The organism is Hymenobacter jeollabukensis, from assembly GCF_005771675.1.
Taxonomy (GTDB): Bacteria; Bacteroidota; Bacteroidia; order Cytophagales; family Hymenobacteraceae; genus Solirubrum; species Solirubrum jeollabukense.
Genome location: NZ_VAJM01000002.1, coordinates 213,604 through 232,749 on the forward strand (window position 1 = coordinate 213,604; position 19,146 = coordinate 232,749).

The following is a 19,146-nucleotide window of genomic DNA, read 5'->3' on the forward strand; positions in this document are numbered from 1 at the left end:
CTCATGGTAATCAATCCCATCTACGGACTGCTGATCGGACTGACGCTGGTCAGCTGGCTGATTCAGTGGCGCTTGCGCAGCAAGTTTTCCCAGTACTCGCACATTGCCCTGCACTCGGGCCTCTCGGGCAAGCAAGTGGCCGAAATGATGCTGGCCGACAACCGCATCTACGACGTGAAAATCATTTCCACCGAAGGCCAGCTCTCCGACCACTACAACCCGGCCGATAAGACCGTCAACCTTAGCGAGGAGGTCTACCACGGCCGCTCGGCCATGTCGGCAGCGGTGGCGGCCCATGAAGTGGGCCACGCCGTGCAGCACGCCACGGCCTACAGCATGCTGCAGTTTCGCTCGGCCATGGTGCCGGCCCTGAGCGCGGTGTCGCGCTTCATGCCGCTGCTACTGCTGGCCGGCGTATTTCTGCTGCGCTACTCCATTCTGCCGCTGGGCCTGGGCGTGGCGCTGTTTGCCTTTGCCACATTGTTCAGCTTCGTGACGCTGCCGGTGGAATTCGACGCCTCCAAGCGGGCCCTGGCCTGGATGGAGCGCCGCGGCATCGTCTCGTCGCAGGAGCACGCCATTGCCAAGGACGGGCTGCGCTGGGCCGCGCTGACCTACGTGGTGGCCGCCATCAGCTCCCTGGCCACGCTGCTGCACTACGCCAGCATCCTGTTCGGCGGGCGGCGCAGCAGCTAAGGCACTACCCAGAACGCCCGGTGTAGCCGGGCGTTCTGCTTTTCGTCGCGGGGCACCAACGAGTCAGCCATAACTGAGAAACGGCCGCCTGTTCGGCATGTCCCGTAACGGTCGGCGGCTGTTGCGAGGCATTAATCGGCGCGGCCGGTTGATAACCAGCCGGCAACTAATTAATTTCGCGACACGTTTGCCCGGCTAACGACTGTTAGCTACCTCCCAATCCCCCCCATTCCCGCATGAACTTTCAGCTCACCGAAGAACAACTCGCCGTGCAAGCCGCGGCCCGCGATTTTGCCCAGTCCGAACTGTGGGCCGGCGTCATCGAGCGCGACGAGCACCAGAAATTCCCCGCCGAGCAGGTGAAGAAAATGGGCGAACTGGGCTTCCTGGGTATGATGGTGAGCCCCGAGTACGGCGGCGGCGGCATGGACACCGTGTCGTACGTGCTGGCCATGGAGGAAATCAGCAAGGTGGATGCCTCCTGCTCGGTTATCATGTCGGTGAATAACTCGCTGGTGTGCTGGGGCCTGGAGAAGTACGGCACCGAGGAGCAGAAGCAGAAGTACCTGACCAAGCTGACCACCGGCGAAATGATCGGCGCCTTCGCCCTGTCGGAGCCCGAAGCCGGCTCGGATGCCACCTCGCAGAGCACCACCGCCGAAGACATGGGCGACTATTACCTGCTCAACGGCACCAAAAACTGGATTACCAACGGCTCGACGGCTTCGGTGTACCTGGTTATTGCCCAGACGGACCCCGGCAAAAAGCACCGCGGCATCAACGCCCTCATCGTGGAGCGCGACTCGCCCGGCTTCGTGGTCGGTCCGAAGGAAAACAAGCTCGGCATCCGCGGCTCCGACACGCACTCGCTGATGTTCACCGACGTGAAGGTGCCCAAGGAAAACCGCATCGGCGAGGACGGCTTCGGCTTCAAGTTCGCCATGCAGGTGCTGGCCGGTGGCCGCATCGGTATTGCCGCGCAGGCCCTGGGCATTGCCTCGGGCGCCTACGAGCTGTCGGTGAAGTATTCCAAGGAGCGCAAGGCCTTCGGCGTGCCGATTTCGCAGCACCAGGCCATTCAGTTCAAGCTGGCTGACATGGCCACCAACATTGACGCGGCCCGTCTGCTCTGCCTGCAGGCCGCCCACGACAAGGACGCGGGCCTGGATTACGCCAAATCGGGGGCCATGGCCAAGCTCTTCGCCTCGAAGACGGCCATGGACACGGCAGTCGAAGCGGTGCAGGTGCACGGGGGCTACGGCTTCGTGAAAGAGTTCCACGTCGAGCGCATGATGCGGGACGCCAAAATCACCCAGATTTACGAGGGAACCTCTGAGATTCAGAAAATTGTAATCTCGCGGGAAATCCTGAAGTAAAACGGAATTGCCTTAAAGTCAGAAAGCTTGCACAAAACCCAGCCAAAAAAATGGCTGGGTTTTCGTTTTTGTGAATTTTTATATCTTAATTTGCATTGTCTAGACGGCGGATGTGGGATAGTCCGCTGATAGTCAGCCACCCAACACAGTACCGGAATATGGAGGATTACAATAAAGTGATAGAATCCCTTGGGGTTCGTTACATCAAGGCCAAAAATCTGGTGTTGCAACAGCCGTTTACGGTGCGCAACTACTATGACGTTGGTAATAACCTGATTCTGCTGCACAAGGGCCGTGTTTCCTTCGGCGAAGAGGATCTGGTGATTGAGGAAGGGGACATGCTGTTCATCCCGGGCGGCCGCGCTACCCGCGTGAGCTACGGCGAGACGGGCGGCAAGACCATTACCAACGACGACCTGATCAGCAATAAGGACAAGTTCTTCCACTCCAACGCCGACCTCGACCTGATTTCGGACGCCGACGAGAGCCACTCGTTCGTGTCCTTCGAAGCCAAGGTGTTCGACTCGGTGAACTTCTTCGCCTCGCTGGACGTGCCCGCTTTCATGATCAGCGGCAACTCCAAGCTGGCCAACCTGGTCATCAAGGTAGTGGAAGAGAGCCTGCAGGACCTGCCGGGCCGGGAGCGTCTGATTTCGATTTACACGGAAAATATAGTCGTGGAAATCATTCGCTACATTCTGAAGAACAAGATGTTCGTGGAGCAACTGGCCACGAACAGCACCTACTTCAAGGATCCGCGCCTCATCGACCTGTTCAACTACATCAAGGAGAACCTGGGCGGCGACCTGTCGAACAAGGTGCTGTCGGGCGTGGCCAACGTGTCGGAGGACTACGTGGGCCAGTACTTCAAGATGCTAACAGGCATCAACCCGCAGGACTACATCGAGTACCAGCGCATGGAACGCGCCGTGTTCCTGCTGCGCACCACCAAGAAGAGCATCCGCGACATCGGCAAAGAGGTGGGCTACAAGGACACGGCTTATTTCTGCCGCCGCTTCAAGATGATGTTCGGCATTCCGGCTGGTAAGATGCGCCGCCGCGAATCGGCCATGAACATCTAATCACGGATTCGACGGATTTTTCGGATTCCACGGATTTCGTGGACGATTCGAAAATGAAGAGCCCCGGCCTTGCGGCTGGGGCTCTTTGCGTTTGCAAGCGGCTCTGAGCTGGCTACGGCACAGAGTTAGTCTCTGGGTGGTCATGAAGGCGCCATACGGCGCGGCGGCAGCCTTTAGTTCAGAGCGGCGGCGCTGCGCATGGCGTTGAAGCTGCGCACCACGCGCGACACTTCCGGGAGGAATTCCGGGTCCTTCTCAATCTGGTTGCCAACCACGATGACGTCGGCGCCGGCGGTGAGGGCTGCCTGGGCTTTTTCGGCGGTATTCAGGCCGCCCCCGACGATGATGGGGGCTTCGACGGCCTGACGCACGGCCTGGATCATCGGGGCCGATACGGGGTGCTGGGCACCGCTGCCGCCGTCGAGGTAGATCAGGCGCAGGCCGAGCTGCTCGCCGGCCAGGGCGGTGCAGGCCGCAATGGTGGGCTTGTCGTGGGGCAGGGGCGTGGTGCCGCTCATGTAGCTGGCGGTGGTCTGCCGGCCCGAGTCGACGAGCATGTAGCCGGTGGGCAGGACTTCGAGCTGGCTGGCGCGCAGCAGCGGGGCCGCCACCACGTGCTGGCCGATCAGGAAATCAGGATTACGGCCCGAAATCAAACTCAGCAGCAGAATGGCATCGGCCTGCGCGTCGATGTGCAGGCTGTTGCTGGGGAAGAGCACCACCGGCACCTCGGAGTGCGCCTTGAGCAAACGCAGCAGGGCAGCCTGGTGCTGTGACGTCACCAGGCTGCCCCCTACGAAAAAGTAATCAACGGAATGCGCTTCGCTCAGCGCCAGGATGCGCCGCGTACCGGCCTCGTCGAGGTCGTCGGGGTCGAGCAGCACGGCCAGAGACTTCTGGCCCTGATGGCGGCGGTGGCACAGGTCATCGAGCAGGGGCGTCGGGCGCATGCGCGTCGTCGTGGTGGATGACAAAGTCGATATCCTTGGTTTCCGGCTCGGTGGCCGAAGCTGCAAGGTCCGAATTTTTGCTTACATCCATCACTTCGTTGAGCTTGCGCGTGATAAGCGCAATCAGTACGCCCGAAACCTGCCCGATAAGCATCTTGCCGGTATCGGAAGACGCGAACAGCTGCACGGCTTCCCAAACCACCGAGCTACGCGGCTCGACCTCCGGCTCCGGAGCGTGGTACGACGCGCGGCGGCCGGCGGCCGGCACCTGCGCTAGGCTCTGCGAAGTCGCGGCGGGCTGGGCCGAGGCGTCGAAGGCCGGAAACGGGTCCGAATCAGCGGCCGGGGCGGTGGCGTGGTAGACGGGCGGCGCGAGGTGGGCGCGCGGGTGCGCGTCGGTGCGGCCCGAGCCGAATTCGTAGTCCTCAGACTGCGCTACCAGCTGCGGGCGGCGCTTGCCTTTTTTCACCTTGCGGCGCGGGCGGTAGTCATCGTCCTCGTCTTCGTCGCCGCGGCCGATGACCTTGCTGACGAGCCAGAAGCCGCCCAGCAGGGCCGCGCCAATGGCCACGTACTTGCCGATGCGAGCCGTCTGATCTTTGATTTGGTCCACGTCGCCCAGCAGGGCGCGCTCGTATTCCAGCTTCTGGCGCTCCAGAAACTCCCGTTCGTCGTCGAACAGCGGGTTGTGTAATTCGCTCATCGCGCTAAAAGGTGTGGGGACTATTGGCGCTTGTCCGATTTGTAGATGGTGTCGGTCAGGACTTTATCGGCCAAACCTTGGTAGAGCTTCTTGCCGACGCCCACCACAAAGATGATAAGCAATAGCAAATAGAAGCCGGCCACGATGCCAAAGCCCCAATACGGGCTGTCGAGGGCCGCATTGAGGGCCAGACCGGCGAAGATGCTCAGGAAAACCACGAACAGCAGGCCCAGGATGGCCAGGGTGGCGCCCTGGGCCACGTCGACGAAGATGGACTTGACTTTTTGCTGCACTTCCAGGCGCACCAGGTCGATGCGCGTGTCGATGTAGCCCATCAGGTTCTTCATCAACGAGTCGTTGCGGGGCGTAGGATCTTCAGTAGCCATGCAGCGGCGAAAAAAGGAGTTGGAACAAGGAGTAAGGCGGGAGCGGGGCGGCCGGCCGAACCCCGCCGATGGGAGCGGTGTTTGGCAGGACGAGGGTTTCTACGGAAAAGCCCCGCCCACGTCTGAACTTCGCCGTACTTTTACCATCACCCCGTCGTTGCCAACGTGAGCCAAACTCTTTACCAGGTGCTGGGCGTCGAGCCTACGGCCCCGCTGGCCGACATCAAGCAGGCCTACAAACAGCTGGCCCTGCGCTACCATCCCGACCGCCACGGCGGCAGCCGCCTCTACGAAGACCAGTTCAAGGCCGTGGCCGCCGCCTACCAGGTGCTGTCGGATGCCGGGCGCCGGGCCCACTACGACCACCAGCTGCGCCAGGCCCGGCTGCGGGCCGAGGAAGCCCGCCGGGCCCAGCAGTACCGCCCGCAGAGCCAGCACGTGTACGGCGTGCCCATGCCCCCGGCCGAGCCCCTGCGCACCCGCCGGCCGGCCTCCTCGGCCGAGCGGCACTACGTGCGTCACCCGAAGCAGGCACGCTTCACCCGCCGCGACTGGCTGCTGGTCATCGGGGTGTTGGTGGGGCTGCTGCTGTTTGGGCTGAGCACCAAGTGGGTGATGGACCGCGTGGCCGCCCGCAGCAACTACCAGGACGGCCTGCGCGCCTACACCCAGCACCATTGGGGCGCGGCCCACAGCTACTTCAGCGAGACGCTGGCCTTCAAGCCCGGGCACGTGGGGGCCCTGCGCCGCCGCGCCGAAATCGAGCAGCTGGTGTACCGCAACTACCCTGAAGCCAGCGCCGATTACACGTCGGCGCTGCAGCACACGCGCAACCACCGCGCCGCCGCCCAGCTGTACTACCGCCTCGGGCAGTGCGCGGCCGGGCAGAAGCGCACGCGCCTCGCCCTCGACCAGTTCTCCCGCGCCGTGGTGCTCGATTCGTCGCTGAGCGCGGCGTGGCTGGCCCGCGGCGAGCTGCGCCTATTCGAGCAGCGGCTGTTCGTGTCGGCGGCCAGCGACCTGAGCGTGGGCCTGCGCCTGCAGGCGGGCAAGCAGGCGCCCTCGGCCAAGTGGCTGACCTACCGCGGGCTGGCTTACTTCAAAGCCGGCGACTACCCCTCGGCGCTGGCCGACTACCAGCAGGTGCTGCTGCTGCGCCCCCGCAGCGGGCAGATTTACTTCCTGCTGGGCCGCGTGGCGCAGAAGCAGGGCCGGCGCGGCGCGGCGTGCGAGCTGTTTCGGCGCGGTTCGCAGCTGGGCTATTTCCCGGCTACCGATGCCCAGCGGCGCGGCCCCTGCGGCCGGTAGCGGCCCGGTTTCCGCCAGGTTAGTCCGCTGACCAGGCGGGGCACAAACAAAAGCCGGGCGTCGCGGATTGCAGGACTATGCAAATCGGAATCGACAGCTTCGCCGCGACAAGCGTGGTAGACAACGGCGTGGGCACCCTGCTGAACGGGGCCGACGCCATTCAGCAGCTGCTGGAGCGCATCGAGTACGCCGACCAGGTCGGGCTCGACGTGTTCGGCATTGGGGAGCATCACCGCCGCGAGTACCTCGACTCGGCCACGGCCGTCATCCTGGCCGCCGCGGCCGCCCGCACCCAGCGCATCCGCCTCACCAGCGCCGTGACGGTGCTCAGCGCCGCCGACCCGGTGCGGGTGTTCCAGCAGTTTGCCACTCTCGACCTGATTTCCCGAGGCCGGGCCGAGCTGGTGGTGGGCCGCGCCTCGTCGGTGGAGGCCTTCCCGCTGTTCGGCTACGACCTCGACGACTACGACGCGCTCTTCGCCGAGAAGCTGGAGCTGCTGCTGAACGTGCGCGACAACGAGCACGTGCGCTGGAGCGGCAAGTTCCGCCCGGCGCTGACGGGGCAGGGCGTGTACCCGCGGCCCCTGCAGCAGCCCCTGCCCATCTGGATCGGGGTGGGGGGCACGCCGCAGTCGTTTGCCCGGGCCGGCACGCTCGGCCTGCCGCTGATGGTGGCCATCATCGGCGGCGAGACGCACCGCTTCCGCCCCCTCGTCGACCTGTACCGCGAAGCCGGCCGCCGCGCCGGGCACGCGCCTGAGCAGCTGCAGGTGGGGCTGCACTCCCTGGGCTACGTGGCCGAAACCACCGAGCAGGCCCACGAGGAGTTCTTTCCCGGCTACGCCCGCACGTTTTCGGCCCGGGCCCGGGAGCGGGGCGGCGCGCCCATTACCCGGCCGCAGTTTGATGCGCAGGCCGGGCCGTTGGGCGCCTTGCTGGTGGGCAGCCCCGAGGATGTAGCCGCCAAGATTCAGCGGCACGGCGAGGCGCTGGGCGGCATCTCGCGGGTGACGTTTCAGCAGGACGTGGCGGCACTGTCGCACGAGCGGATCATGCACTCCATCGGGCTGATCGGTACGCGGGTGGCGCCTATTCTGCGCGGCGCCTGACGGGCAGCGGCCAGCTTAGGGGCGCTGCCGGCGCAGGCGGGCGGCGTCGAGAATGGTGATGTCCGAACCGGTCAGCTCGATCAGGCCTTCCTCGCGAAACTCGCTGAGCATGCGGCTGACGGTTTCCTTGGAAGCCCCGACCAGGGCGGCGAGGTCTTCGCGGGAAAGATGGGTGCCGTGGGCCAGATGCCCCAGTGCCTGAAACGTTTCCTGGAAGCGCACCAAGGCCAGGGCCAGGCGTCGGCGCACGGGCTGGTAGGCCAGCTCCAGCAGGCGGGCGTCGCGGGCGGCGGCGGTGCGGGCCAGCAGCTGGCTGAAATGCCGGGCCAAATCGGCGTGCTGACTGAGCAGGGCCTCGAACTCGTGGCGGGGCAGCAGGCTCACGGTGGCGTCGTCGAGCAGGGTGGTGGTTTCCTGGTAATCGGTGCCGCCGAGCACGTCGCGGTAGCCCAGCAGCTGCCCGTCGGTGCTTAGCTCGGTGATGTACTCGTTGCCGGCTTTGTCGGTTTTGGAGGTCTTGGCCGTGCCGTGCTGCAGCCAGTACACGCTGTGGGGCGCGTCGCCTTCGAGGTAGAGCACGTGTTTTTTCTTATAGTGCTTGAGGCGGGCCGGGGCCGTCAGCATATCCTGTAGCAGCTGCAGGCCGGGCAGGGGCGGGGCCGGCGACGGCGCGGCCGGGCGGGCCTCGTGCTTGCTCAGGCGCATGGCAATGGCGTCGAGCAGCACCGTGTCGTCGAAGGGCTTGGTGAGGTAGTCGTCGGCGCCGGCGTTCATGCCGCGGCGCAGGTCCTCGCGGTCCACCTTGGCGGTCAGAAACAGGAAGGGAATGTCGGTGGTGGTCGGGTCCTGGTGTAGGATGTGGAGCACGCCGAAGCCGTCGAGTTCGGGCATCATGATGTCGCACACCACCAGGTCGGGGGCGGCGTGGCGGGCCAGCTCCACGCCGCGCTTGCCGTCGGCGGCCTGCACCACGCGGTAGCCGGCCAGCTCCAGAATCTCGGCCGTGTTTTCGCGCATGGGCTCGTGGTCTTCAATCAACAGGATAGTTTTCATGGCTGGGGGGCGGCTGCACGGGCAGCCGTACAGTGAAAGTGGAGCCCACGCCCGGCTCGCTCAGGAAACTGATGCGGCCGCCGAGGCGCTCCACGTAGCGCTTGACGAGGTAAAGTCCCAGGCCCGTGCCCTGGATGTGCTCGGCGTTGCGGGCCCGAAAAAAATCGGTGAACAGCCGCGGCTGCTCGTCGTGCGGAATGCCCATGCCCTCGTCCTGCACAATCAGCACCAGTTCGGTGGGGGTGACTTCCGAGGTCAGGCGGATTTCCTGGCCCTGGTCCGAGTACTTGCTGGCGTTGCTGAGCAGGTTGAGCAGGATGTTCTTGAGGATCTGCGCGTCGGTGACTACCGTGCCGGCCGCGCCCACGTGGGCATAGCGCACGTGCTGGCCCAGGCGGGCGCCCTGCTGGGCTTCCTCGGCCACGTCGGCCACGAAGGCGGGCAGCGGCACGGCTTCCGGGTGGTAGGGCATCTTGGCCTGGTTCAGCCCGTCGAGCACCAGGAAGTCGCGCAGAATGCCGTCGAGGTTGGCCACGGCCGACTTGATGCGCAGCACGTGCTTGCGGCGCTTGGGCTCGTCTTCGCCGTTGTGGTAACGCTCGATGAGGGCGGCGGAGGAGAGAATCGTGCTCATGGGCGTGCGAAACTCGTGCGAGGCCATGGTCAGAAAGCGCGACTTCAGTTCGTTCAGCTCCCGCTCGCGCACCAGGGTTTGCTGGGCCTGGGCGGCCTGCGCCTGGCCGCGAAGGGCGCTTTGCTCCAGCTCATGGGCCTGGTGCTGCACCCGGCGAATCAGGGCGGCACTGAGCTGGCGCAGCCGCAGCAGCTCGCGCGTCAGCAGCACCCCGCAGTGCAGCTGCTGCACCAGCTGGTCCAGGGTCAGCTGCCGGGTGGGTAGGCAGTAGGCCATGCCAGCCGGGTGGCCCAGCGGCTCCAGGGCATAGCCGGGCTGGTCAGTCAGCAGAAAAAACGGGCCGCAGCTGCCCTGCCGCAGGGCTTCGCCCACAAAGGCCAGCCCGCCCCGCGGCCCCCAGCGCTGGTCGATGAGGTACACGTCGTGGGCGGCGTAGCGGATGGCGTGCTGAGCGGCCGCGGGCGTGCTGGGGCAGTCCAGCGAAAACGGCGGGTGCGCGCCCTGCAGCAGAGGGCGCAGCCGCTCGTGGAACGCGGAGCCGGCATCGGCCAGCAAAATGCGGGTGGGGGTGCTCATGGCGCGGTGCGGTACCGTCTGAGCCCGGCGGTTGGGAAAAGGCGAAACGTGCGTCGGCCGGCGGGCGGGCGGCGGGCGGGGCCGCACCCCGGCGTCTCATCTGCTGATGACTTGCACAGCAAGATACTGTATCTCAACGGCTATACGTAATAATAGCCGCTCAAGGAGAAGCAGACCGTTGTCATGCAAAAGCCTGCCCGGCGTCATGGCGCGCCGGGCCCGGATCAACTAGCTTGGGTGGAGCGGCTAACTCTGCCTGTCGTAGCTCCCAAAGGCTGGGAGTTGCCGGCGCCGTTTCGCCGCCTTGATTCAGGCATACCCTCTTTTCTTATTGATTATGAACAACCTGTATTCCGCCTCCGCAATGCTTACGGTGGGCAGCCTGGTCTTCGACCGCTCCCACCTCTGTGCCCCCAGCTCGGTGCTGACGCTGACGCCCAACAGCGTGGAGCTGCGCCTGCACCGGCACTACCCCGAGGACGATGCCACCCGCCGCTGGTTTACGCGCGCGGCTTTCGACGCCCGGTTCTCGCTGCTGCCCGCGTAGCCGCGCCGCGTAGGGGATGACCACCGTCATCGGTCGTGGTGACGAGGGTCGTGGCGTTGCGGGGGGCAATGCCCGATCTTACCTGCAACCCTTGTTCCGGCCTGGCTGCACTGGCCAGCACCGGCGCGCCGATCAGCTGCTTGGCTGCGCGGCGTGCCGATCGGAACGTCCCTTTTCCACGACTATCCCATGAGTACCGATGCCCCACTGCCCACCCTGCGCACCGAAGCCGACGTGCTGACCTGGGTGCAGGCCTTCTACCACCGCATCCGCCACGACCCGGTGCTCCAACGCGTATTTCTGCCCACGGCGCCCGCCCGACCCCAGTGGTGGCGCAGCACCGTGGCGTTCTGGCACACCGTGCTGCTGCTGCCGCACTACGAAGGCCGGGCGTTTCCGCGGCGGCCGCCGCTGCCGCAGCAGGGCGAGCTGTTTGCTCACTGGCGCCAGGCGTTCCTGACGGCCATGAACGAGCATTTCGGTGGCCTCGATACCGCCGAAATCAAAGCCCGGGTGCTCAATCTGGCCACCATGCTGCAGCACCAGGCCCTGGCGCTGCAGCATTAGCGGCCGGGGAAGGCGGCTCTAATCAGGGTTGATAGCTTCAGCTGCCAGATACTGGTCGCAGCAGCTCAGAAACTCGGCCGTGGTCAGCTCCAGGCCGCCTTCCGGGCGCCCCATCTGGGCGTGCAGCGACATATCCCGGGCGTAGCGCCCCACGGGGTAGTCGTCGTGCTCCCAGATCAGCATGGTCGCCGTCACCGGCTCCGTCCGCTCCAGGGTTTCTTCGGTGGCAATGGCCACGGGCACGCCCTTGGCGTGGGCATAGGCCAGCAAGGCCCGCAAATCGGCGTCGGATTCGCAGCGGATACCCTGCTTGGTTTCGAAAGTCCTGGCTTTCATAGTGGTGGGTGGGTAGGAGGAATGATGTTGCGGGTACGTGAGGCCGCGGCCGGCTGTCGGCCGGTAGCCCCAGTAATATAGTCATCGGCAGCAGGATTCTGCGCGCCCATCATCCGCCGCCGTCCGACCTGAGGCCGGACCCCGGCCAATTCCTTTCTCGCCATGCAAACCGTCCCCGCCGTCGGCTCCCCGGAGCAAATGCTCGTCACCTTTCAGCAGCCGCTGCGCTTTATCGTGCAGGACAAAAGCCTGGATTGGAAAATATATCAGTTCGATGAGGCCCTCGCGCCGTATCTAACCGATGGGTACCGGATTGCGCACGTGCAATACCACATCGGGGAAGGCATTCACTTTCAGGATTCCGACAACCGCAGCGAGTCACGCGGCATGCATCTGTTTGCCTGCGTGCTGTTTGAGCGCCATTCCGGCTACCCCGGCGCCTCGTCCGGCGACGGTGCCCGACCCCGCCTGGGCCGCCACGGTACCGATCAGTAAGCGCCGCGCGTACGGGCTGCCCGACGGCCGCTCTTTCCATTTTCTCCCCTTCCTTATCTGCTTTTCTATGAAAGTCTTCCTGTCCGTAGTGCTGTTGGGTTTGTGCGCTGGCTGGGCCCGGCCCGCTCAGGCGCAAACGCCCGTTGATTCTGCCCAGATACGCCTGCAGAACCAAAAAGAACGCACCCGGGCGGCCGAGCAGGTGCTGGCAGACCAGCGCCGCCAAACGGCCACCAGCCGCGCCACCGCCGCCGAAACAGAGTCGGCCCTGAAACAGCAGCGCCGCGACCTGCAGGCGCAGAAGCGGCAGCTCAAGGACCAGCAGATGGCCGCCCACGACGACAACGCCCGCGAGAAGCTGGCCCGCGACCAGGTGCGTACCGAAAAGGCCCGCACCCGCGACCAGAAAAAGCAGCTGCGCACCGGTGCCCCCACGCCTTAAGCCGCCGCGGCCCCACGCTCCCTACTCGTCTTGATTCAGCCTTTCAGCCCAAGCTCTCCGCTGCTTATGCCCGTTCCTTATCAACCCAATGCGGCGCTGCTGCTGGCCCTGGGCTTCGAACCGTACCGCTCGCCGGCCGGCCAAACCCGCCACAGCCGCCCCAGCGCCTGCGGGCAGGAAACGATGGTGCTCTACGACGACGGCGAGCTGGCGCTGCTGGAAGCCGTCAACGGCCAGCTGCTCTACAGTTTTCAGGGGCGCATAGCCTCCGAAGCCGAGCTGCGGGTGCTGCTGCGCCAGGTCAATTGGGCCACCGAACCCCTCGCTTACTCCCTCACCGAATAACCTTCCCCATGACCGATCAGTACCTGCGAAGCCTCGGCTTTTCGCCCCTGTCCGAAGATGCCCGCACCGGCCGGCCGGCCTTTGCCCGCGCCTGGCGCTACCAGCACGACCTCCAGGCCCAGGATGGAACGAGCGTGTTTCTCGAGCATCCCCTGGGCATCGACCGGTGCCGGCTGAGCGCCACCCTGGCGCCCCTGCGCGGCGAAGAAGTGTTTGCCGATATGTCCCTGCAGGATGGACCCGCGCTGGAAGCGGCGCTGGCGGCCTTTTACCAGGCGCACGGCGGGGTAGGTACTACCCGGCCCAGCGTGGTGAAAGATGATTTTCGGCCCTACTTCCGGCCGCACTAACGCGGTCGGCTGCCCGGTCCGGTTCCGCGCGGGCTGGTGCAGTAAGCCGCTTCACCCGGGGCCAAGCAGCCTGGCAATGAAAAGGCCTCCGAGCAATCGGAGGCCTTTTTTGGTGGTGATAAAAGGGTTAGCAGCATTACTGGAAACCCTTACCGATTCATTGAATAGGCCGCGGGCCTCAGCTGGCTTCCGCCACCCGGCCCGCGTCACGCCGGAATGCCAGCGGCGTGGTGGCGGTGTGCTTGCGGAAAAAGTTGCTGAAGTACGTGGGGTACTCGAAGCCCAAGCTATAGGCAATTTCGGCCGTGCTCCAGGCGGTGTGGTGCAGCAGGGCCTTGGCTTCGCCGATAATCCGCTCGGCAATGTGGGCGGTGGTCGGCTTGCCGGTTACTTCCTTCACCGCCCGGTTCAGGTGGTTGACGTGTACCCCCAGCTGCTGGGCAAAGTCCTGCGCCGTTTTCAGCGGCATGGTCTGGTTGGGGCTTTCCACCGGAAACAGCCGCTCCAGCAGCTCCAGAAACAGGGAGGTAATCCGGGACGAGGCGTTCTTGTGCTGCACAAAGCTCTCGGAGGGCTGCATGCGCAGGGCTTCGTGGATGAGCAGCTGCAGGTAGGTGCGAATCAAGTCGCCCTTGTACAGGTAGTCAGATGCCTGCTCGGCCAGAATCTTCTGAAAAATGCCCTGAACATAGACTATTTGCTCGGGGCTGAGGTGGAAGACGGGCGTGCCGCCCACCTTGAACAGCGGCGACTGTTGCAGGCTTTCCGAACGGTCGTTTTCCTTCATAAAGGCCTCGGTGAACAGGCAGGAGTAACCCGTCAGCCGCGGGTCGTGCAGCTCAATGGAATACGGAATGTGCGGGTTGGCAAACATCAGGCTGGGCGTGCTGATATCGATGCTACGGTCGGCGTAATGCACCGTGCAGGGACTGGTCACCAAGGCCACTTTGTAGAAGTCGCGGCGGCGGTAGTCGTGGCTCGGCCCGGCCGACGTGTCGACCGCGTAAGCCTTGAAGCCGCGTAGCTTCAGCTCCTGGGGGTTCAGGTCCTGGTGGCTGCTGATGGGGCCGGCTGGAGGAGCAGTTTCGTGGGTCATGACGTTCATACGCAAGCGCCGGTAGCATGCCGGGGAAACGCTGCCGGGGTGAAAAGAGAAAGCGCCTGAGACAGTGGTAATAGGCCTGCCGAAAACGGCCAGGGCAGCCCCCGCACGCACGGGAAGGGCATGCCCTGGCCGTTTCCAACCGAGGAGGCTAGTCGTGAATTTTCCGCTCGCTGATCCACTTCACCATGTTCGGGTCGCGGTGGTCGAAGAACAGGCTGGCCTTGGTGTCCAGGGTGCCGATGGCGGCCATGTCTTCGGCGCTCAGTTCAAAGTCGAAAATGGCGAAGTTCTCGGCCATGCGCTCGGGCCGCACCGACTTGGGAATGGCTACCACGCCGCGCTGCATGAGCCAGCGCAGTACCACCTGCGCCACCGACTTGTGGTACTTCGCCCCAATGCCTTGCAGCAGCTCGTTGTGGAACAGGTTGTTCTTGCCCTCGGCAAACGGCCCCCACGACTCAATCTGCACCTTGTGCTCGGCCATAAACTGCTGCTCAGCCACCTGCTGGTGGAAGGGGTGGGTTTCCACTTGGTTTACGGCCGGCACCACCTCGTGCTGCACCAGGAAGTCCATCAGGCGGTCGGGTGCGAAGTTGCTCACGCCAATGGCGCGGATGCGGCCGGCCTTGTACAGTTCTTCCATTGCCCGCCACGCCCCGTGCACGTCACCGTAAGGCTGGTGAATCAGGTACAGGTCGAGGTAATCCAGCTGCAGCTTGCGCAGCGACGTTTCAAACGCCTGCTTCGCGCCCTCGTAGCTGGCATCCTGCACCCACAGCTTGGTGGTGATGAACAACTCCTCCCGCGGCACGCCGCAGGCTTTGATGGCGCGCCCCACCGCCTCCTCGTTCGTGTACGAAGCGGCCGTGTCGATGAGCCGGTAGCCGGCCTTGATGGCGGCTAGTACGCTGGCTTCGCATTCAGCCAGGTCGCGTACCTGGAACACGCCAAATCCCAGCAAGGGCATCGTCACTCCGTTGTTCAGTTCAATGGTCTGCATGGTTTTCTGATGGTGATAAGCGGTTGCCTCGAAGCCGTCCGGCCGCGCCGTTCTCTATACGCCCGTCGAAGTGTGGTGGCTGAAGCGCCGATTGCCCGCAACGGTCCGAAATGCCCCGAGGTAATAGCACAAAGGTCCGGCCGAAGAGGCCGGGCTGAAAAAGACAATCAAACGAATTAGTATAAAATTCAAACAAGTCGTCGGCCCGCTGTAGCCGGTGCTTCTGGCCTGATGGCACATCGGTACCGCGCTCAGCGCCAGCCGACCCCGAACCTGAAAGGTGACCCGGGCCGCCGAGGAATACGGCATTCAAATGACCAGGTCTGTACACGGAGGGCACTTGCCAGTTCTGCCAGCGCCTGTTGTCGTCGTACCTTACTCCGCAACCGGTCAGCCCTCATCCGAAGACGCTGACGTTAATCTGGAGCAAGCACGGGCGGAGGCTGCGCTGGCCCGGCTACGTGCCTCTCATCATCCGGATAAAGTAAAGGACCAGGCAGTTGCCGACGGTGGGCACCCATATTCAGCCGCTCCTACGATTGGCCCCGATGTGCGCATCCCGGAACGAATGCTCTACACGCCTTCTCGCGCGCCACAGGTCCTGGGTTAGTGGACTACGTGCAGGCACACCCGTATGACTACCGGGCGGAACCAGAAGCGGAACTGGGCGGGTTCGCACAAGTCCGTGACGGGATGAAGAAGCTTCTGTCCCTGAAAGCGCCGCAGTAAAAATAAAAAACCCTCTCTGCGCAATGCAAAGAGGGTTTTTGTGGTGATGGACGGAATCGAACCGCCGACACAAGGATTTTCAGTCCTTTGCTCTACCAGCTGAGCTACATCACCAGGTTGCCGTGGTGGCTGAATGGAGCGCAAAACTACAAACGCAGATTCACAATGCAAGTTTTCCAACAAAAAAAATCTTGCGGCAAAAACCGGATACTTTTGTAGGCGTAGCAAAAGTATTCGGCATGCCTACTATCTTGCCGGCCCACCATTCCCCCCCGTTCCGTGGTACAAGTGCTTCAACAAATTCTCTTTCTGCTCGTCGCAGCCCTGAGCATCGGGCTGTTCGCCTGGCAGGTGCGAAAGATTCGCGCCAACATCCTGCAGGGCAAGGACCGCGCAATGGGCGGCTCCGTGTCCGAGCGCATCAACAAAACCCTGCTCGTCGCCTTCGGCCAGCAGAAAATGTTCAAGCGCCTCACGCCCGCTTTGCTGCACCTGGTGGTGTACGTGGGCTTCTTGGTCATCAACATCGAGGTCATCGAAATCATGATTGACGGCCTGGCCGGCTCACACCGCATCCTGCGGGTGCTCGGCCCGGGCTACGACGCGCTGATGGCCACCAACGAGGTGCTCGGCGCGCTGGTTATCGTGGCCGTGGCCGCCTTCTGGTGGCGCCGCAACCGGCAGCAGCCCGTGCGCCGCCTCACCGGCGTGGAGCTGCGCGCCTGGCCCAAAATGGACGCCAACATCATCCTCTACGTGGAAGTGGCGCTGATGCTGGCCCTGTTCACCATGAACTCGGCCGACCTGAAGCTGCACCAGCTGCGCGGCGAGGAAATGCCCGGCACCTTCCCCGTCAGCGCCCTGCTGGTGGGGCTGATGCCCGACAGCGTGACGGCCCTGCACGTGCTGGAGCGCGTGGGCTGGTGGATTCACATCGTGGGCATCCTGGCCTTCCTGAACTACCTGCCTTCGTCGAAGCACTTCCACATCATCATGGCCTTCCCGAACGTGTACTACTCGCGCTTGGTGCCGCAGGGCCAGTTTTCGAACGTGGACAGCATCACCCACGAGGTGAAGTCGATGATGGACCCGAGCTACCAGGTGCCCGCCCCGCCCGTCGACGCCGAGGGCAACCCGGTTATCGAGCGGTTTGGGGCCAAGGACGTGGAAGACCTGGCCTGGACCAACCTGCTCAACGCCTACTCCTGCACCGAGTGCGGCCGCTGCACCTCGGTGTGCCCGGCCAACATCACCGGCAAGCTCCTCTCGCCGCGCAAAATCATCATGGACACGCGCGACCGAATGGAGGAGAAATTCAACTCCCCGCTGATTTTCAAGCCCAACAACTATAAGGGCGAGGACCGCATGCAGGTGAGCGAGGAAGGCACGCTGGTGCACGGCAAGGTGACGGCCGAGGAGCTGTGGGCCTGCACCACCTGCAACGCCTGCGTGGAAGCCTGCCCGGTCAACATCAACCCGCTGGACAGCATCATCGAGATGCGCCGCTACCTGGTGCTGGAAGAAACGGCCGCGCCCAACTCGCTGAACGTGATGTTCTCGAACATCGAAAACAACGGCGCGCCCTGGGCCTTCTCGCCCTCCGACCGCTTCAACTGGGCCGACGATTTGTTCGTGGCGGAAAAAGCCTAAATGAGTTGTCAGTTGTGGGTTGTTAGTTGTCAGTAAACAGGCAACAGCAACCGGCACTGACGACCCTACTGACAACTAATAACTGACAACTGTCAACTCGATACAATGGCTGAGCAAGTAGCCAAACGACAAGTTTCCGTGCCGCTGATGGCCGACCTGGCCGCCCGCGGCGAATCGCCCGAGGTGCTGTTCTGGGTGGGCTGCGCCGGCGCCTTCGACGACCGGTACAAGCGCGTGACCCGCGCCTTTGTGCGCATTCTGGAGCACGTGGGCGTGAAGTACGCCGTGCTGGGCATGGAAGAATCCTGCACCGGCGACCCGGCCAAGCGTGCCGGCAACGAGTTCCTGTTTCAGATGCAGGCGGCCACCAACATTGCTACGCTGGACGGCTACGGCATCAAGACCATCGTGACGGCCTGCCCGCACTGCTTCAACACCATTAAGAACGAGTACCCAGCGCTGGGCGGCAACTACGAGGTGATTCACCACAGCACCTTCCTGCAGCAGCTCATCAACGACGGGCGGGTGAAGGTACAGGGCGGCGAGTCGTACAAAGGCCGCCGCATCACCTTCCACGACAGCTGCTACCTGGGCCGGGCCAACGACATCTACGAAGCCCCCCGCGAAGTACTGGCCGCCCTCGACGCTGACTTGGTGGAAATGAAGCGCAGCAAAGCCAACGGCCTGTGCTGCGGCGCTGGCGGCGCGCAGATGTTCAAGGAGCCCGAGCGCGGCAAGAAGGACATCAACGTGGAGCGCACCGAGGAAGCCCTGGCCACCCTCGACGGCGACGCGGCCGCCCTGGAAGCCCTGCTGGGCGTGGAAGGCGGCAACGCCGGCGCCACGCCTTCGCCCAAGAAGGCCGACAACGGCATCATTGCCGTGGGCTGCCCCTTCTGCATGACCATGATGAGCGACGGGGTGAAAAACAAGGAGCGGGAAAGCTCGGTGCAGGTGTTCGACCTGGCCGAGCTGATTGCCTCCGCCGAGGGCCTCAACGCCTAAGCCCGGCCGTTACGCCAAACGTGAGTACTTTCAGGCCCGCGCCACCGGAACTTTGGTCCGGGGCGCGGGCCTTCTCATGTTGAGACGGAGCCGGGCCAGGTCGGCGCGGCCACTCCCGCATACCCCTCTTATATGTTCGTCGCTTTTCACGAACTCCCCGCCACGGCCCGCGTCTGGATCTACCAGGCCAGCCGCCCCCTCACCGACGCCGAGCTGACCGCCCTGCAGCCCGCCCTGCAGCAGTTCAGCGAAGCCTGGACCAGCCACGGCCGTACCCTGCGCGCCTCGGCCGAGTTTCGGCACCGGCAATTTCTCATTCTGGGCCTCGATGAAGCCGTGGCCGACGCCAGCGGCTGCTCCATCGATGCCTCCGTGCGCTTCGTGCGCGAGTTGGAAGCGGCCCTGGGCCTGACGCTGCTGGCCAAGGAAGAATTGGCGTTTCTGACGCCCGAAGGGCAGGTACAGCTCGTGCCGCGCCGCGAGCTGAAGCAGGCCGTGCAGGCCGGTGTATTGCGCCCCGATTCGCCGTATTTCGACAATACCATTGCCCAGCGCGGGGCGCTGGAAACGGCCTGGCCAGCCCCGGCCGCAACGACTTGGCTGGCCCGTTATTTTGCTGGCAACTAGGAAAAAATCTGGAGCAGCGGCGGAATGCTATGTAAACTTAGTATTATTGCTAGCCCCAATTTGGGCAGGTTCCAC

22 protein-coding genes and 1 tRNA gene are annotated in these 19,146 nt (G+C 64.0%); 14 read left to right on the forward strand and 9 right to left on the reverse strand.

All coding sequences use genetic code 11. The features are described from left to right. Positions 1 to 3 precede the first annotated feature (3 nt). The 3 genes from FDY95_RS04985 (at position 4) to FDY95_RS04995 (ending at position 3,154) form a co-directional block, all read left to right on the forward strand. Entirely contained in the window at positions 4 to 696 is a 693-nt protein-coding gene (locus tag FDY95_RS04985) for a zinc metallopeptidase (protein WP_138075628.1), read from the forward strand. 236 nt (positions 697 to 932) lie between these two features. Next, positions 933 to 2,072 carry an acyl-CoA dehydrogenase gene (locus FDY95_RS04990; protein WP_138075629.1) on the forward strand — a complete coding sequence of 380 codons (1,140 nt, stop codon included), beginning with the start codon at positions 933 to 935 and terminating at the stop codon, positions 2,070 to 2,072. Between the two features lie 158 nt (positions 2,073 to 2,230). After that, positions 2,231 to 3,154 (forward strand): helix-turn-helix domain-containing protein, encoded by a 924-nt coding sequence (locus tag FDY95_RS04995; protein ID WP_138075630.1) that lies wholly within the window; start codon positions 2,231 to 2,233, stop codon positions 3,152 to 3,154. A gap of 173 nt (positions 3,155 to 3,327) precedes the next feature. Here the strand turns inward: FDY95_RS04995 and FDY95_RS05000 are convergent, their stop codons facing one another. The 3 genes from FDY95_RS05000 to FDY95_RS05010 are packed head-to-tail and all read right to left on the reverse strand — an operon-like array spanning position 3,328 to position 5,193. Beyond that, the gene (locus FDY95_RS05000; protein ID WP_138075631.1) at positions 3,328 to 4,104 is read right to left on the reverse strand and encodes a phosphoglycerol geranylgeranyltransferase; all 777 of its coding nucleotides are present in this window, start codon (positions 4,102 to 4,104) and stop codon (positions 3,328 to 3,330) included. Continuing rightward, on the reverse strand, positions 4,079 to 4,807 hold the full coding sequence (locus FDY95_RS05005; protein ID WP_138075632.1) for a hypothetical protein: 729 nt from the start codon (positions 4,805 to 4,807) through the stop codon (positions 4,079 to 4,081). Before FDY95_RS05005 ends, FDY95_RS05000 begins: the two co-directional genes overlap by 26 nt. 20 nt (positions 4,808 to 4,827) lie before the next feature. Beyond that, complete coding sequence (locus tag FDY95_RS05010) at positions 4,828 to 5,193, reverse strand: phage holin family protein (RefSeq protein WP_138075633.1); 366 nt, start codon at positions 5,191 to 5,193, stop codon at positions 4,828 to 4,830. A gap of 165 nt (positions 5,194 to 5,358) precedes the next feature. Between FDY95_RS05010 and FDY95_RS05015 the strand changes: the two genes are divergently transcribed. Both FDY95_RS05015 and FDY95_RS05020 read left to right on the forward strand, forming a co-directional pair. Then, positions 5,359 to 6,501 carry a J domain-containing protein gene (locus FDY95_RS05015; protein ID WP_138075634.1) on the forward strand — a complete coding sequence of 381 codons (1,143 nt, stop codon included), beginning with the start codon at positions 5,359 to 5,361 and terminating at the stop codon, positions 6,499 to 6,501. A 77-nt stretch (positions 6,502 to 6,578) separates the two neighbouring features. Next, positions 6,579 to 7,610: an LLM class flavin-dependent oxidoreductase gene (locus FDY95_RS05020; protein WP_138075635.1), complete on the forward strand. Its 1,032-nt coding sequence runs from the start codon at positions 6,579 to 6,581 to the stop codon at positions 7,608 to 7,610. Positions 7,611 to 7,625: 15 nt separating this feature from the next. Here the strand turns inward: FDY95_RS05020 and FDY95_RS05025 are convergent, their stop codons facing one another. Together FDY95_RS05025 and FDY95_RS05030 are read right to left on the reverse strand one after the other, a co-directional pair. Continuing rightward, positions 7,626 to 8,663 (reverse strand): response regulator, encoded by a 1,038-nt coding sequence (locus FDY95_RS05025; RefSeq protein ID WP_138075636.1) that lies wholly within the window; start codon positions 8,661 to 8,663, stop codon positions 7,626 to 7,628. Further along, positions 8,641 to 9,873: a sensor histidine kinase gene (locus FDY95_RS05030; protein ID WP_246073932.1), complete on the reverse strand. Its 1,233-nt coding sequence runs from the start codon at positions 9,871 to 9,873 to the stop codon at positions 8,641 to 8,643. The genes FDY95_RS05025 and FDY95_RS05030 overlap by 23 nt, the downstream gene beginning before the upstream one ends. A gap of 337 nt (positions 9,874 to 10,210) precedes the next feature. Here FDY95_RS05030 and FDY95_RS05035 point away from each other — a divergent pair, with 337 nt between their 5' ends. Both FDY95_RS05035 and FDY95_RS05040 read left to right on the forward strand, forming a co-directional pair. Further along, positions 10,211 to 10,420: a hypothetical protein gene (locus FDY95_RS05035; protein WP_138075637.1), complete on the forward strand. Its 210-nt coding sequence runs from the start codon at positions 10,211 to 10,213 to the stop codon at positions 10,418 to 10,420. A 189-nt stretch (positions 10,421 to 10,609) separates the two neighbouring features. Beyond that, positions 10,610 to 10,987 carry a globin family protein gene (locus tag FDY95_RS05040; RefSeq protein WP_138075638.1) on the forward strand — a complete coding sequence of 126 codons (378 nt, stop codon included), beginning with the start codon at positions 10,610 to 10,612 and terminating at the stop codon, positions 10,985 to 10,987. Between the two features lie 18 nt (positions 10,988 to 11,005). On the opposite strand, the gene FDY95_RS05045 is transcribed toward FDY95_RS05040, so the two are convergent. Then, positions 11,006 to 11,323 (reverse strand): hypothetical protein, encoded by a 318-nt coding sequence (locus tag FDY95_RS05045; RefSeq protein WP_138075639.1) that lies wholly within the window; start codon positions 11,321 to 11,323, stop codon positions 11,006 to 11,008. 162 nt (positions 11,324 to 11,485) lie between these two features. Between FDY95_RS05045 and FDY95_RS05050 the strand changes: the two genes are divergently transcribed. From FDY95_RS05050 to FDY95_RS05065, 4 genes are all read left to right on the forward strand, one after another. Continuing rightward, the gene (locus FDY95_RS05050) at positions 11,486 to 11,818 is read left to right on the forward strand and encodes a hypothetical protein (protein ID WP_138075640.1); all 333 of its coding nucleotides are present in this window, start codon (positions 11,486 to 11,488) and stop codon (positions 11,816 to 11,818) included. Positions 11,819 to 11,885: 67 nt separating this feature from the next. Next, complete coding sequence (locus tag FDY95_RS05055) at positions 11,886 to 12,260, forward strand: hypothetical protein (RefSeq protein WP_138075641.1); 375 nt, start codon at positions 11,886 to 11,888, stop codon at positions 12,258 to 12,260. A 66-nt stretch (positions 12,261 to 12,326) separates the two neighbouring features. Further along, on the forward strand, positions 12,327 to 12,605 hold the full coding sequence (locus FDY95_RS05060) for a hypothetical protein (RefSeq protein WP_138075642.1): 279 nt from the start codon (positions 12,327 to 12,329) through the stop codon (positions 12,603 to 12,605). Positions 12,606 to 12,613: 8 nt separating this feature from the next. Next, on the forward strand, positions 12,614 to 12,955 hold the full coding sequence (locus FDY95_RS05065; protein WP_138075643.1) for a hypothetical protein: 342 nt from the start codon (positions 12,614 to 12,616) through the stop codon (positions 12,953 to 12,955). A gap of 178 nt (positions 12,956 to 13,133) precedes the next feature. On the opposite strand, the gene FDY95_RS05070 is transcribed toward FDY95_RS05065, so the two are convergent. The 3 genes from FDY95_RS05070 to FDY95_RS05080 all read right to left on the reverse strand — a co-directional run bounded on the left by FDY95_RS05070 (position 13,134) and on the right by FDY95_RS05080 (position 15,903). After that, on the reverse strand, positions 13,134 to 14,051 hold the full coding sequence (locus tag FDY95_RS05070) for a helix-turn-helix domain-containing protein (RefSeq protein ID WP_138075644.1): 918 nt from the start codon (positions 14,049 to 14,051) through the stop codon (positions 13,134 to 13,136). 157 nt (positions 14,052 to 14,208) lie between these two features. Further along, positions 14,209 to 15,060: an aldo/keto reductase gene (locus FDY95_RS05075; protein WP_138075645.1), complete on the reverse strand. Its 852-nt coding sequence runs from the start codon at positions 15,058 to 15,060 to the stop codon at positions 14,209 to 14,211. Positions 15,061 to 15,830: 770 nt separating this feature from the next. Continuing rightward, positions 15,831 to 15,903: transfer RNA gene (locus FDY95_RS05080), tRNA-Phe, on the reverse strand. 165 nt (positions 15,904 to 16,068) lie between these two features. Here FDY95_RS05080 and FDY95_RS05085 point away from each other — a divergent pair. The 3 genes from FDY95_RS05085 to FDY95_RS05095 all read left to right on the forward strand — a co-directional run bounded on the left by FDY95_RS05085 (position 16,069) and on the right by FDY95_RS05095 (position 19,071). Next, the gene (locus FDY95_RS05085) at positions 16,069 to 17,439 is read left to right on the forward strand and encodes a 4Fe-4S dicluster domain-containing protein (RefSeq protein WP_138075646.1); all 1,371 of its coding nucleotides are present in this window, start codon (positions 16,069 to 16,071) and stop codon (positions 17,437 to 17,439) included. Positions 17,440 to 17,586: 147 nt separating this feature from the next. Next, the gene (locus tag FDY95_RS05090; protein ID WP_138076235.1) at positions 17,587 to 18,444 is read left to right on the forward strand and encodes a (Fe-S)-binding protein; all 858 of its coding nucleotides are present in this window, start codon (positions 17,587 to 17,589) and stop codon (positions 18,442 to 18,444) included. A 132-nt stretch (positions 18,445 to 18,576) separates the two neighbouring features. Further along, the gene (locus tag FDY95_RS05095; RefSeq protein WP_138075647.1) at positions 18,577 to 19,071 is read left to right on the forward strand and encodes a hypothetical protein; all 495 of its coding nucleotides are present in this window, start codon (positions 18,577 to 18,579) and stop codon (positions 19,069 to 19,071) included. Positions 19,072 to 19,146: the final 75 nt, after the last annotated feature.